Here is a 13,398-nt window from a genome sequence, read left to right on the forward strand (position 1 = left end):
CATTCTCCCGAACGACCTACAGCTTGCCGGCCAGCACGTCGGACAGATCGGCAACGTCGGTGATCAGCCGCGCCGCGGCGCGCAGCAGCGGCACCGCCAGGATTGCGCCGGTGCCCTCGCCGAGCCGCAGATCGAGGTCGAGCAGCGGCCGCGCCTGCAGCGCCGCCAGCGCAAGGTCGTGGCCGCGCTCGGCGGAGCGGTGCGCGAACACGCAATAATCGCGCGCCGCGGGAGCCAGCCGCATCGCCAGCAGCGCCGCGGCGGTGGCGATGAAGCCGTCGATGATCACCGGCCGCCGCTGCGATGCCGCGCCGAGGATGGCGCCGGCCATCATGGCGATCTCGAGCCCGCCGAATTCGCACAGCACCTCGAATGGCTCGGCGGCGTTGCTGCGCGCTGCCGCCCTTTCGAGCGCGGCGCGCTTCTTCGCCATGCCGGGCGCGTCCTGCCCGGCGCCGACGCCGATGCAGGCGTCGAGCGGCGCCGGCGCCAGCCGATGCAGCAGCAGCGACGACGACGCGGTGTTGCCGATCCCCATTTCGCCGAGCGCGATCACGTCAGCCCCAGCCGTAATCTCGGCGATCGCGAGCTCGGCACCGCGGTTCAGCGCCAGCGCCGCCTCGTCCGCCGTCATCGCCGGCTCGCGCGCGGCGTTGCCGGTGCCGCGCCGCACCTTGGCGTCGATCAGATCGGGATGCTTGGGCAGCTCGGCGGCGACGCCGGCGTCGATCACCCGGACGTCGACATGACTGGCCGCCGCAAACGCGTTGGCGCAGGCCTTGCCGGCCAGGTAGGTCATCACCATCGCTACCGTGACGGCGGAGGGATATTGCGACACGCCTTCAGCGGTCAGGCCATGATCGCCGGCGAACACCATCAGCACGGCGTTGTCGCAGCGCGTCTGCGCCGGATGGCTCATGGCGCCGAGCGCGATCGCCAGTTCCTCGATGCGGCCGAGCGAGCCCGGCGGCTTGGCCTTGCCATCGATCCGGGCACGCAGCTCAGCCTCGCGTGTGCGGTCGACCGGGGCAATCGTCGGTGGCTGCCAGGCAACCAGCGTGTCTGTCGGCATCATCGGTCTCTATCGGCTGTGAACCTGCGCAAGTGACGGAAGTCGGCGATGCCGTCAACTCCACCTTCCGTGCGGTTGACCCGGCCGATGGCCGCAGATACCGTGCCGGATGATGGTCCTTCCGCCAGGAAGGTGAAAAGGGAATCCGGTGCGGGCGATCGATGCCCTATCCCGGTGCTGCCCCCGCAACTGTAAGCGACGAGCCCGCGCCTCTGCCACTGGGACAATCCTGACAACAGGACTCTGGGAAGGCGGCGACAGGGCAGCGACTCGCGAGCCAGGAGACCTGCCATCGGCAACAGTGCTTTGGACGGCGTCGGGGCGGGGTGCACCGGACGGAAAGCAGCCCGGTGACGCCCTGCTTGTCACCTCGCGCAATCCGACAAAGCTCGAAGCTGTTAGGCGCCAACGGCGCAGCCGAGAGCAAGGGCATGGATCGCAGCGCCAACGATCAATCGAATAGCACGCCCGTCGGCGGCGACGCCGACGAGACGCCGCGGCCGACCGGGCCGGTGGTGATCAGCGTCTGCGTCAGTTGCAAATCCGCCGACGGCCTCAATGCCGGCGCGCCGATGCTGGAGGCGATACGCGCCGCGCTCGGCGACACCGCCGACGTTGGGGTGCGGCCGGTGCAGTGCCTCAGCGTCTGCAAGCGGCCCACCACCGTCGCGGTGTCGAGCGCGGACGGTTACAGTTTTGTGTTCGGCGATCTGCTCCCGGAAACCGCCGTTGCGGCGGTGGCGGCGTTCGCCGAGGCTTATCGCCAAAGTCCCTACGGACTGGTGCCGTGGCGGCAGCGCGCCGAGGTGTTGCGCAAGGGCATGGTCACGCGGCTGCCGCCGCTCGGCTGGTCGCCCGACGACGGACGCGCCCCGACATGACCGCCCTCGTCTCCACGCTGGTGCTCGGCGGCGCCCGTTCCGGCAAATCGGTGTTCGGCGAAAAGCTGGTCGCCGGCAGCGGCCTCACCAAGATCTATCTCGCCACCGCGACACGCAGCGACGGCGAGATGACCGACCGCATCGCGCAGCACCGCAATCGCCGCGGCTTTTCCGGCTGGACCACCGTCGAGGAGCCGCTGGCGCTGGTCGACGCGCTGACCCGCGAGGCCGGCCGCGGCCGTGCCGTGCTGGTCGACTGCCTGACGCTCTGGCTGTTCAACCTGATGGAAGCCGGCCGTGATCCCGAGGTCGAGGCCAAGCGGCTGACGCGCTATCTCGGCGTCGCTACCGCGCCGATCGTGCTGGTGTCCAACGAAGTCGGCCTCGGCCTGGTGCCGGAGACGCCGCTCGGGCGCGCCTTCCGCGACGCGCAGGGCCGCCTCAACCAGATCGTCGCCGCCACCGTCCCCCAAGTCGTGTTCGTCGCCGCGGGCCTGCCGCTGTGGCTGAAGCGTCCGCAGCCGGAGTAAGTCATCGATGTCGACCCGCATTCCCGTCACCGTGCTGACCGGCTTTCTCGGCGCCGGCAAGACCACGCTGCTGCGTTCGCTCCTCACTCAATCGAACGGCCGCCGCATCGCGGTGATCGTCAATGAATTCGGCGACGCCGGCTTCGACGGCGGACTGATCGAGGATTGCGGCGACGCCGCCTGCACGCCGGACGATATCGTCGAGCTCACCAATGGCTGCATCTGCTGCACGGTGGCGGACGATTTCATTCCGACCATGGAGAAGCTGCTGAACCGCGACCGCCCGCTCGACGCGATCGTGATCGAAACCTCAGGGCTGGCGCTGCCGCAGCCGTTGCTGAAGGCGTTCGCGTGGCCGGCGGTGAAGACCCGCGCCACCGCCGACGGCGTCGTCACCGTGGTCGACGCGCTGGCGCTGAGCGAAGGCCGCATCCCGCTCGATGACGACGCCGCCAAGGCGAAGCGCGATGCGACCCATGATGATCCGATCGAGGAAGTGTTCGAGGATCAGCTCGCCTGCGCCGACCTCGTCGTGCTGTCGAAGAGCGATCTGGTTGCGCCTGATCAGCTGGACACGCTCGAAGCAAAGCTCGCCACGCGCCTGCGCCCCAACGTCCGCATCATCCGCTCGCACGGCGAACTGGCGCCATCGGTGCTGATCGGCCTCGACTCTGCTGCGGAGGACGACCTCGCGTCCCGCACGGGTCATCACCCCGAAGGCGAAGAGCACGATCACGACGATTTCGATTCGATCGTGGTGACGCCGCAGCCGGCCGACACGCTGGATGCGATGCGTAGCCGGATCGATGCGGCGCTCGGGCTCGACGGCGTGCTGCGCGTCAAAGGCCACGGCCGCATCGCCGGCAAGCCGGCGCCGGTGGTGGTACAGGCCGTCGGCACCCGCGTCGACCTCGCCTTCGCCCGCCCCGACGCCGCCCGTGCCGACCATCTCGTGGTGATCGGCCTGAAGGGTTTTGACACCGACGCCGCCCGCCGGGCGCTTACTGGTTAGTCCGATGCCTCTCCGCGTCATTGCGAGCGAAGCGAAGCAATCCAGAGGCTCCGCATCCGGAGCTGGATTGCTTCGTCGCTTCGCTCCTCGCAATGACGGGGAGAGCGCGGGGCGTCAGCAACTGAGGTGCATCCTATGCACCTGAAGCTCGACGCCAGCGCCAGTATCGACGACGGCGACGTCGCGCGCGATCTGGGGCAGGAGCCAGCCGAGATCGTCGTGCTATCCGCCGCCGACACCGACCTCGCGGCGTTCGCCGCCGCCCGCGCCGAACTTCCCGTTGACTTCCCCAGCCTGCGCCTGACCAATCTGCTGGCGCTCGGCCATCCGGCGTCGGTCGATCTCTATGTCGAGCGCACGCTCGCCAAAGCCAAGATCGTCATTCTGCGCATGCTCGGCGGCGAGGCGTATTGGCCGCACGGCGTCGAGAGCCTGCGCCGCGACGCGTTCGCGCGCGGCGCGCTGTTCGTCTGCATCCCGGGCGAACTCACCTGGAACGCCGATCTTGCGGCGCGCAGCAATGCCGATCTCGATGACGCGCATGCGCTGTGGCGCTACTGCACCGAAGGCGGTGTCGAGAATCTGCGGCTGGCGCTGCGCTACGCCGCCTGGATGATCCTGCGCGACGACGCGCCGCCGCCGCCGCGACCGATGCCGGCCGCCGGTTACTGGCCCGCGGAGCCGCAACCGGCGCGGCGCAGCCGGGCGCTGATCATCTTCTACCGGGCGCTGGTGGCCAGCGGCGACACCGCGGCGATCGCAGCGCTGCGCGCGGCGCTGGAGGCGCGAGGGCTCGATGCGGCGTGTCTCCACGTCACCAGCCTGAAGGACGCGCGCTCGATCGCGTTCCTGCGCAGCGCGCTCGCCGCCGATCCGCCCGACGTGATCCTCAACGCCACCGCCTTCGCCACGGCGACCGCTTCTGACGACTCCGGCATCCTCGCCACGGCGGATTGCCCGATCCTGCAGATCGCGCAGGCCGGCGTCAGCCGCGACAGCTGGGAGCAATCCAGCCGCGGCCTTAACCCGCGCGACCTGGCGATGCATGTCGTGCTGCCGGAAGTCGACGGCCGCATCTTCGCCGGCGCGGTCGCGTTCAAGCAGCGCGGCGGCGACGAGGGCGACTACGCGCCGACCGTGTATCAGCCGCTCGGCGATCGCATCGACGCCGCGACCGATCTCGCCAAGGCCTGGGTGCGGCTGCGCCGGCTGCCGCAGCGCAAACGGCGCGTCGGCATCGTACTCGCCAACTATCCGAACCGTGACGGTCGCCTCGGCAATGGCGTCGGTCTCGACGCGCCGCAATCGCTGCACGACCTGCTCTACGCGCTGCGCGAAGACGGCTACGACACCGGCGCGCTGCCGGCCGATGCGGCCGAGCTGATGCAGATCCTGCAGCGCGGCCCGACCAATGAGCTTTCAGCACGCGAGCAGCGGCCCGGCGGCGTGAGCTGGCCGGTCGCCGACTACAAGGCCGCATTCGCGATGTTGCCGGACGCGGTGCGCCGCGCGGTCGAAACGCGCTGGGGCCGGCCCGAAGCTGATCCGCACGTCGCGGACGGCAACTTCCGGCTCGCACTACATCGCTTCGGCAACATCCTGGTCGGCGTGCAGCCGGCGCGCGGCTACGCCATCGATCCGAAATCGAGCTTCCACGATCCGGACCTGCCGCCGCCGCATCATTATCTGGCCTTCTATCTGTGGCTGCGCGGCGCCTTCGACACCCATGCGGTGATCCATCTCGGCAAGCACGGCAATCTCGAATGGCTGCCGGGCAAGAGCGCCGGGCTGTCGCGCGACTGTTTTCCGAGTGCGCTGCTCGGCCCGCTGCCGCATCTCTATCCGTTCATCGTCAACGACCCCGGCGAAGGCATCCAGGCCAAGCGCCGCACCGCCGCGGTGATCGTCGATCATCTGACGCCGCCGCTGACCCGCGCCGAACTGCACGACGAGATGGCCCGGCTGGAAGGCCTGGTCGACGAATACGCCCTCGCCGCCGACCTCGACCCGACGCGCGCCGACGCGATCGCCGACGACATCCTGTCGCTGGCGCGCGCGACGCGGCTCGACGCGGATGTGGCGATCGGCCGTGACACGCCGACGCTCGATGCGCTGCGCGCCATCGACGCGCATCTGTGCGACCTGAAAGAGATGCAGATCCGCGACGGCCTGCACATCTTCGGCCGCACGCCGAAGTCGGCACAGCGCGACGAGCTGTTAGTCTCGATCGCGAGGCTGCCGCGCTCCGACCTGAAGCCACAAGACGCCTCGCTGCACCGCGCGCTGGCGCTGGATCTTGGGCTCACCGATGCGCAAGGAGGCCCGTTCGACCCGCTGACGCGCGATCTGGCTGCGGATTATAGCGGCCCGCGCCCTGAGATGCTCGCCGCCCTCAGCGATCGTCCTTGGCGCACCAATGGCGACACCGTCGAACGCGTCGAGCTCCTTGCATCTCGATTGGTCTCAGCCCTTCCCCGAGCACAGCCCACCCCTCTCCCCTTGTTGGAGAGAGGAGAGGGTGAAGAGCGCTGGCCGCACGCCCAGCCCGTGCTCGACTGGATCGGCGCCTCGCTCCTCCCCGCGATCGATGCCTCCGGCGATGCCGAACGATCCGCCCTGCTCCGAGGCCTCAGCGGCCGCTTCATCCGCCCCGGCCCGTCCGGCGCGCCGACGCGCGGGCGGCCGGACGTGCTGCCGACCGGACGCAATTTCTTCGCGGTCGATACCCGCGCGGTGCCGACGCCGTCGGCCTGGCGGATCGGCGCGCTGGCGGCCGAGCGACTGGTCGAATCCTATTGGCAGAGCGAAGGCGAGTGGCCGCGCTCGATCGCGCTGTCGGCGTGGGGCACCGCCAACATGCGCACCGGCGGCGACGATGTCGCGCAGGCCTTGGCGCTGATCGGCGCGCGGCCGAGCTGGGAGGACGCCACCGGCCGCGTCACCGGCTTCAGTATCGTGCCGCTGTCCGAACTGAAGCGGCCGCGCGTCGACGTGACCTTCCGGGTCTCCGGCCTGTTCCGCGATGCCTTCCCGACCCAGATGGACCTGATCGCCAGCGCGACAGCGGCGATTGCGGCGCTCGACGAGCCGGACGACGCCAATCCGATCGCCGCGCATGTCCGCGCCCGCGTCGACGAGTTGATCAAGGCCGGGCACGCCCCGGAGCGCGCGCGGCAGCAGGCAGCCGACCGCGTGTTCGGCGCCAAGCCCGGCGCTTACGGCGCGGGGCTGCAGGCGCTGATCGACGACGGCGGCTGGCAGACACGCGGCGAACTCGCCGACGCGTATCTCGCCTGGGGCGGCTATGCCTACGGCTCCGGCCGCGATGGCGACGAGGCGCGTGACGGCTTTGCGGCGCGGCTGCAGACCACCCAGCTTGTCGCGCAGGCGCAGGACAACCGCGAGCACGATATTCTCGACTCCGACGATTACTATCAGTTCATCGGCGGCCTCGCCGCGACGGTCGAGACGCTAAGCGGCGCGGCGCCGAAGATCGCCCATGTCGACACCTCGCGCCCCGAAGCGCCGCAGCCGCGGACGCTGGCGCACGAGATCAGCCGCGTGGTGCGCGGCCGCGCCGCCAATCCGAAATGGATCGCCGGCGTGATGCGCCATGGCTACAAGGGCGCGTCCGAGATCGCCGCCACGGTCGACTATCTGTTCGGCTTCGCCGCCTCGACCGACGCGGTCGCGCCGCATCATTTCGATCAGTTGTTCGCCGCCTATCTCGAAGACGAGACGGTGCGCGACTTCTTGCAGGGCGCCAATCCGGCGGCGCTGCGCGACATCGCCGAGCGCTTCGCCGAAGCCATCCGCCGCGGGTTGTGGATGCCGCGTTCCAACCGCGCGCCCGATCTGCTCGCCGAACTCACCACCAAGGAAATCGCATGACCGCCGCCCCCGAGCGCGACGACAACGCCCGCCACGCCGAGAAGGCGAAGAAGCGCAAGGCCGCGCACGACAAGAAGCTCGAGGGCATGTCGGACGACAAGGGCCTCTTGATCGTCCACACCGGCACCGGCAAGGGCAAGACCTCGGCCGCGCTCGGCATGGTGTTCCGCCATATCGGCCATGAGATGCCGGTCGCGGTGGTGCAGTTCACCAAGTCGGAAAAGTGGAACACCGGCGAGGCCAAGCTGCTGGCGAAATTTCCCGAACTGGTGACGCTGCACATCATGGGCGAAGGCTTCACCTGGGAAACCCAGGACCGCGAACGCGACATCGCCACCGCCCGCGCCGGCTGGGAGCGCGCGAAGGAGCTGATCCGCGACGACCACCACCGCATGGTGCTGCTCGACGAACTCAACATCGTGCTGCGCTACGATTACTTGCCGATGCCCGAAGTGATCGCCTTCCTGCTCGACGAGAAGCCGCCGGGCAAACACGTCGTCATCACCGGCCGCAACGCCAACCCGGCGCTGATCGAGATCGCCGATCTTGTGACCGAGATGACCTTGGTAAAACACCCGTTCCGCAGCGGCGTGAAGGCGCAGAAGGGCGTGGAGTTTTGAGTCCCGCCAACCTATCGTTCGTCATTCCGGGGCGCCCTCTTCACCCTCCCCTGGAGGGGCAGGGTCGGCGCGTAGCGCGCGAAGCGCGGTACACGCCGGGGTGGGGTGAGCCCCAGGCACGGCGTACGCAGCAGGGCGCGGCCTCCTCACCTCTCCCCGCTGGCGGGGAGAGGTCGGATGGCGAAGCGATCCGGGTGAGGGGGCTTCTCCACGAATCGCTGCGCTCGGTCTCGCGGACGAGCCCCCTCACCCCAGCCCTCTCCCCGCACGCGGGGAGAGGGAGCGCTCCGAGCATCTCGCTGCGGCGGTGCTCCGCATGAAGACGGTCACCCCCGCGCTCATGATCCAAGGCACCTGCTCCAACGCCGGCAAATCGACGCTGGTGGCGGGGCTGTGCCGAGCGCTGGTGCGGCGGGGACTACGCGTTGCGCCGTTCAAGCCGCAGAACATGTCGAACAACGCGGCCGTCACCGTGGACGGCGGCGAGATCGGGCGGGCGCAGGCGGTGCAGGCGCGCGCCGCGCGGCTGCCGCCGACCGTGCACATGAACCCGGTGCTGCTGAAGCCCGAGACCGACACCGGCGCGCAGGTGATCGTGCAGGGCCAGCGCTTCGGCCGGCTCGGCGCGCGCAACTTTCTGGACAAAAAGGCGGCGCTGCTGCCGCATGTGCTGGATAGTTTCGCGCGGCTGGCGCAGGACGCCGACATCGTGCTGATCGAAGGCGCCGGCTCGCCGGCCGAGATCAATCTGCGCGCCGGCGACATCGCCAATATGGGCTTCGCGCAGGCCGCAAATGTTCCCGTTGTCATTGCCGGCGACATCGAGCGCGGCGGCGTGATCGCGAGCCTCGCCGGCACGCATCTGGTGCTGAACGACGACGAACGCGCGCTGGTCAAAGGCTATCTGATCAACAAATTCCGCGGCGACGTCAGCCTGTTCGACAATGGCCTCGTCGCCATCACGGACCTCACCGGCTGGCCGTCGCTCGGCGTGGTGCCGTGGCTACCGAGCGCGGCGCTGCTGCCGGCCGAAGACGCCGTCGATCTCGATCGCGCCCGCGCGTCCGACGCCAAGCGCGTCATCGCCGTGCCGATGCTGGCGCGGATCGCAAACTTCGACGACCTCGACCCGCTAGGCCTCGAGTCGGGCGTAAAGTTGATCTTCGTGCCGCCCGGCTCGCCGATCCCGGCCGAGGCCGACGTGGTGATCATTCCGGGCAGCAAATCGACGCTCGGCGACCTCGCCTTCCTGCGCGCGCAGGGCTGGGACATCGATATCGCCGCGCATGTCCGCCGCGGCGGCCATCTGCTCGGGCTTTGCGGCGGCTATCAGATGCTCGGGCGCCGCATCGCCGATCCCGACGGCGTCGACGGTACGCCCGGCACGGTCGATGGCCTTGGCCTGCTCGATATCACCACGATCATGCAGGGCGACAAATCGACCACGCTGGTCAGCGGCACCCACAGCGCCACCGGCGCGCCGGTCGAGGGCTATGAGATCCATCTCGGCCGCAGCTCCGGCCCCGATTGCGCCCGCCCGGTCGTCACCATCGCCGGCCGTCCCGACGGCGCGATCTCGCGCGACGGCCGCGTGCAGGGCACGTATCTGCACGGCCTGTTCACCAACGACGCGTTTCGCAAGGCCTGGCTCGCCGGCCTCGGCATCGCGTCGCAACTCGCTTATGACTCACAAGTTGAAAACGCACTCGACGCGCTCGCCGATCACCTCGAGGCGCATCTCGATGTCGATGCGATGCTGGCGATCGCGCGGACGCGTCACAGCACCAACGCCAGCGCCGCATAGATCAGCCCCTGCAGCGCGCAGGCGGCAAGGAGCAGCCGCAGCGCGCGGCCGATATCGGCCGGCGTCGCGGCGACGCGGCCTTCGGCATTGAGCGGCGGATCGTCCACCACTTGACCGCCATAGACCCGCGGCCCCGCCAGCGCGACGCCAAGCGCGCCTGCCATCGCCGATTCCGGCCAGCCGGCATTCGGCGAGCGATGCTTGCTTGCGTCGCGGCGCATCACCGCGAACGCCTGCTTGGCCGAGCCGCCGACCACCGGCGCCACCGCGGCAATCAGTAGCCCTGCTAATCGCGCCGGGATCAGGTTCAGCACATCATCGAGCCGCGCCGCCGCCCAGCCGAACGAACGATGCGTCGGCGTCAGATGCCCGATCATCGAATCAGCGGTGTTGACGATCTTGTAGATCAAGAGCCCCGGCAGCCCGAACAGCGCCAGCCAGAACACCGGCGCCACCACGCCGTCGGAAAAATTCTCCGCGCAGGATTCGATCGCCGCGCGGCACACCCCGACTTCGTCCAGCACCTCGGGATCACGCCCGACGATCAGCGACACCTTCTCGCGCGCCGCCGTGAGCCCGCCCTCGGCGAATGCATCGCGGACCCGGGCGACATGTTGATACAGACTCCGCTGTGCGATCAGCGTGGAGGCCAGCAAGCCGAGCGCAATCCAGCCGCCCCAGGTTTGCCTCAAGGGTGCCTGAAGTAAGAAACCGATCGCGCCCGACAGCACGACAAGCAAAACCACCACCAGAATACCAGCCAGCTTCCGCCGCCCTTCGGACCAGGCGTCGCGATTGAGGGCGCGATCGAGCCGGCCGATCAGCGCGCCCATCAGCACCACGGGATGCGCCATCCGCTTCCACAGCCAGTCAGGATCGCCGATCAGCGCATCGATCAAGAGCGCGACGAGCACGATCAGCAAGGCGTCAGCATCGATCAGCATCTCAGCGCTCCACGCGTGCGAGTTCGTCGGTGAGCCGGTCGAGCGCGTCGGCCAGCATCGGGCCGCCGCACACCGTCAATTTCTCGGGAATCGCGATCCGCTTCGATGCAGGATAGACCTTTTCGAGCGCGGGATGCAGCACGAAGGCGCGGCCTTCGTCCTCGGCGAAGTCGCTGTCCTCGGAGATCAGCAGATAGTCCGGCTGCAGCGCCACCACCGCTTCGAGCGTGGCGAAGCCGCCATGCTTGATGCCGAGCGCACCGGCGGCGTTGACGAGGCCGACCGTGGTCAGCAGCGAGTTGATCAGGCTGTCGCTTCCCGACACCCAACCCCGCCGCTCCAGCGGCAGCACGCGAAACGGCCTGTCGGACGCGGCTTTCCGCGCCCGCGCCACCGCCGCATCAATCCGCGCATTCGCCGCGTCGGCGCGATCCGGATGGCCGACCAGCTCACCCATCTTGCGGATCTGCGCCTTGACCTCGTCGAGTGTGCGCGCCGCGTCGAACGCGACGACGCGCTGGCCTTGTTGCTGCAGCATCTCGCGGGTCGCGCGCTTGGTGAAGCGGCCCATCACGATGATATCCGGCTTCAGTATCAGGACGTCTTCGGCCTCGCCGGATAGCTTCGGAAACTGCGCCGCCTTGCCCGCCAAGAACGACCGCGCCTCGTCGCGCGCGTAGGGACTGAGACCGAGGATCTGCTCCGGATCGGCGAGCGTCATCAGCAGCTGATCGGTACAGACATTGATCGACGCAATGCGGGGCAGCGGCGCCGCCTGCGCGGCCAATGGCAGGCACGCGGCGAGCGCCGCGAAAACGAACCAGCGGCGCGCCCGCATCGTCAGACCCCGGCCCACGGCAGGATCACGCCGCTGTCCTGATAGTCCGCCCGATAGGCGCTGACGCGGAACACCTGCTGCAGCACCTCGTCCGACAGCGCGTCATGCGGCGTACCCTGCGCCGCCAGCCGCCCCGCCGCCATCACCAGCACCGTATCGGCAAAGCGCGCCGCAAGGCCGAGATCATGCGTCACCACGATCACCAGCGTGCCGGCATCGGCGGCCTTGCGCAGCGTCTGCATGACGTCGAGCTGATAGCGCGGATCGAGCGAGGCGGTCGGCTCGTCGGCCAGCACCACCGGCGCCTCGACCGCGAGCACGCGTGCCAAGGCAACGCGGCTACGCTCGCCGCCGGAGAGTTCGGTGACGACGCGATCCGCGAACGGCTCGACATCGGTCGCCGCCATCGCGCGCGCGACCGCGCCGGCATCCACGGGCGACAGCCGCGCCGGATCGGTGGCGCCGTGCGGGAAGCGGCCGAGCGCAACGACGTCGCGCACCGGCAGCGGCCAGTGCACCAGATGGCCCTGCGGCAGATAGCCGAACCGCCGCGCGCGCTCACGCAACGGCAGCGTGGAGAGAAGATCACCGGCGATGCTGACATCGCCGCGTGCCTCGATCAGCCCGGCCAGCGCGCGTAGCAGCGTCGTCTTGCCGGCGCCATTGGGGCCGACCAGCGCGACCAAATGGCCCTTGGTCAGGTTCACTGAGACGCCGTGCAGCACGGCGCGGCCAGACAGCGCGACGTGAAGATCGCGTGCGGTGAGAAAGCCGGTCATCCGAGCCCTCCGCCCAGCGAGCGGCGCTCGCGCACGATCAGATACAGGAAGAACGGCACGCCGATGATCGAGGTCAGCACGCCGACCTTGATATCAGTAGTGGCCGGAATGATCCGCACCGCGATATCGGCGGCGAGCAGCAGCGCCGCGCCGGCGAGCGCGCTCGGGATCAGCAGCCGCGCCGGATCATGCCCGATCAGCGGCCGCACCAGATGCGGCGCGACCAGGCCGATGAAGCCGATGGTGCCCGACACAGAGACCGCGCCGCCGACGCCGAGCGCGACGCCGATGATCACGATCAGTCGCAGCCGCGCGACATCGACGCCGAGACTCTGCGCGGTTTCTTCGCCGAGGCTGAGCGCGCGGAACGCGGCGCGCTGGCTGAGTAACAAAGCCCCACCGACCACGATAAACGGCAGTGCCAGCATGACGTGGCGGAAGCTGCGATCTTCCAGCGAGCCGAGCAGCCAGAATGCGATCTCGAGGCTGGCAAACGGATTGCGCGACAAGTTCATCACCAGCGCGGTGGCGGCGCCGGCGAGGCTGGAGATCGCAAGGCCCGCCAGGATCAGCAACAGCAGGCTGGCGCCGCGCCCAGCGACCGCCAGCAGCGCGAACACCGAGACGAACGCCATGCTGATCGCGGCGACCGGCAGTGCGTAGGAACGTACGTCCGCCCAGCCAAGTGCGATGATCAGAACCGCGCCGAATGCCGCCGATTGCGGCGCGCCGAACAGCGACGGCGACGCCAGCGGATTGCGCAGCAGCCCCTGCAGCGCGGCGCCGGACAGCCCCAGGATCGCGCCGATCGCCAGCGCCAGGATCGCGCGCGGCAGCCGGATCTGCTGCACGATGATCTGCTGCACGTCGCCGCCGCGGCCGATCAAACCATCGACCACCGCGAGCGGCGAAAGTTTCACCGGGCCGACGCCAAGCGAGCCGATCGCCAGCAGCGCGACGGCCAGCAGCAGCGCGGCGGTGACGACCGCCGCGCGCGAGACGTGATGAGACCCGGCTGCGCTCAACC

11 protein-coding genes and 1 riboswitch are annotated in these 13,398 nt (G+C 69.3%); of the genes, 6 read left to right on the forward strand and 5 right to left on the reverse strand.

What is annotated here, in order from left to right; translation table 11 throughout:
* Positions 1-16: 16 nt before the first annotated feature.
* On the reverse strand, positions 17-1,072 hold the full coding sequence (cobT, locus tag D4Q52_RS13170) for a nicotinate-nucleotide--dimethylbenzimidazole phosphoribosyltransferase (RefSeq protein ID WP_119857119.1): 1,056 nt from the start codon (positions 1,070-1,072) through the stop codon (positions 17-19).
* Positions 1,073-1,168: 96 nt separating this feature from the next.
* Positions 1,169-1,380, forward strand: a riboswitch (cobalamin riboswitch).
* A 123-nt stretch (positions 1,381-1,503) separates the two neighbouring features.
* On the opposite strand from cobT, the gene D4Q52_RS13175 reads away from it, so the two are divergent.
* From D4Q52_RS13175 to D4Q52_RS13200, 6 genes are all read left to right on the forward strand, one after another.
* Positions 1,504-1,953, forward strand: coding sequence for a DUF1636 family protein (locus tag D4Q52_RS13175; protein WP_119857026.1), 450 nt, complete (start codon positions 1,504-1,506; stop codon positions 1,951-1,953).
* Positions 1,950-2,483, forward strand: coding sequence for a bifunctional adenosylcobinamide kinase/adenosylcobinamide-phosphate guanylyltransferase (cobU, locus tag D4Q52_RS13180; protein WP_119857027.1), 534 nt, complete (start codon positions 1,950-1,952; stop codon positions 2,481-2,483). The genes D4Q52_RS13175 and cobU overlap by 4 nt, the downstream gene beginning before the upstream one ends.
* 7 nt (positions 2,484-2,490) lie before the next feature.
* Entirely contained in the window at positions 2,491-3,495 is a 1,005-nt protein-coding gene (gene cobW, locus D4Q52_RS13185; RefSeq protein WP_119857028.1) for a cobalamin biosynthesis protein CobW, read from the forward strand.
* A gap of 135 nt (positions 3,496-3,630) precedes the next feature.
* On the forward strand, positions 3,631-7,386 hold the full coding sequence (cobN, locus tag D4Q52_RS13190) for a cobaltochelatase subunit CobN (protein WP_119857029.1): 3,756 nt from the start codon (positions 3,631-3,633) through the stop codon (positions 7,384-7,386).
* Positions 7,383-8,006, forward strand: a complete 624-nt coding sequence (gene cobO, locus D4Q52_RS13195; RefSeq protein ID WP_119857030.1) for a cob(I)yrinic acid a,c-diamide adenosyltransferase — start codon at positions 7,383-7,385, stop codon at positions 8,004-8,006. Before cobN ends, cobO begins: the two co-directional genes overlap by 4 nt.
* Before the next feature lie 316 nt (positions 8,007-8,322).
* The gene (locus D4Q52_RS13200; RefSeq protein WP_119857031.1) at positions 8,323-9,810 is read left to right on the forward strand and encodes a cobyric acid synthase; all 1,488 of its coding nucleotides are present in this window, start codon (positions 8,323-8,325) and stop codon (positions 9,808-9,810) included.
* On the opposite strand, the gene cbiB is transcribed toward D4Q52_RS13200, so the two are convergent.
* The 4 genes from cbiB to D4Q52_RS13220 are packed head-to-tail and all read right to left on the reverse strand — an operon-like array spanning position 9,783 to position 13,396.
* On the reverse strand, positions 9,783-10,754 hold the full coding sequence (gene cbiB / locus D4Q52_RS13205; protein ID WP_119857032.1) for an adenosylcobinamide-phosphate synthase CbiB: 972 nt from the start codon (positions 10,752-10,754) through the stop codon (positions 9,783-9,785). The genes D4Q52_RS13200 and cbiB overlap by 28 nt on opposite strands.
* Before the next feature lies 1 nt (position 10,755).
* Positions 10,756-11,592 (reverse strand): ABC transporter substrate-binding protein, encoded by an 837-nt coding sequence (locus tag D4Q52_RS13210; RefSeq protein WP_119857033.1) that lies wholly within the window; start codon positions 11,590-11,592, stop codon positions 10,756-10,758.
* Positions 11,593-11,594: 2 nt separating this feature from the next.
* Entirely contained in the window at positions 11,595-12,371 is a 777-nt protein-coding gene (locus tag D4Q52_RS13215) for an ABC transporter ATP-binding protein (protein WP_119857034.1), read from the reverse strand.
* Positions 12,368-13,396 (reverse strand): FecCD family ABC transporter permease, encoded by a 1,029-nt coding sequence (locus D4Q52_RS13220; protein WP_119857035.1) that lies wholly within the window; start codon positions 13,394-13,396, stop codon positions 12,368-12,370. Before D4Q52_RS13220 ends, D4Q52_RS13215 begins: the two co-directional genes overlap by 4 nt.
* Between the last annotated feature and the right edge of the window lie 2 nt (positions 13,397-13,398).

Origin of the sequence: Rhodopseudomonas palustris, from assembly GCF_003591005.1 — a bacterium.
In the GTDB taxonomy this organism is placed as follows: domain Bacteria; phylum Pseudomonadota; class Alphaproteobacteria; order Rhizobiales; family Xanthobacteraceae; genus Rhodopseudomonas; species Rhodopseudomonas palustris_K.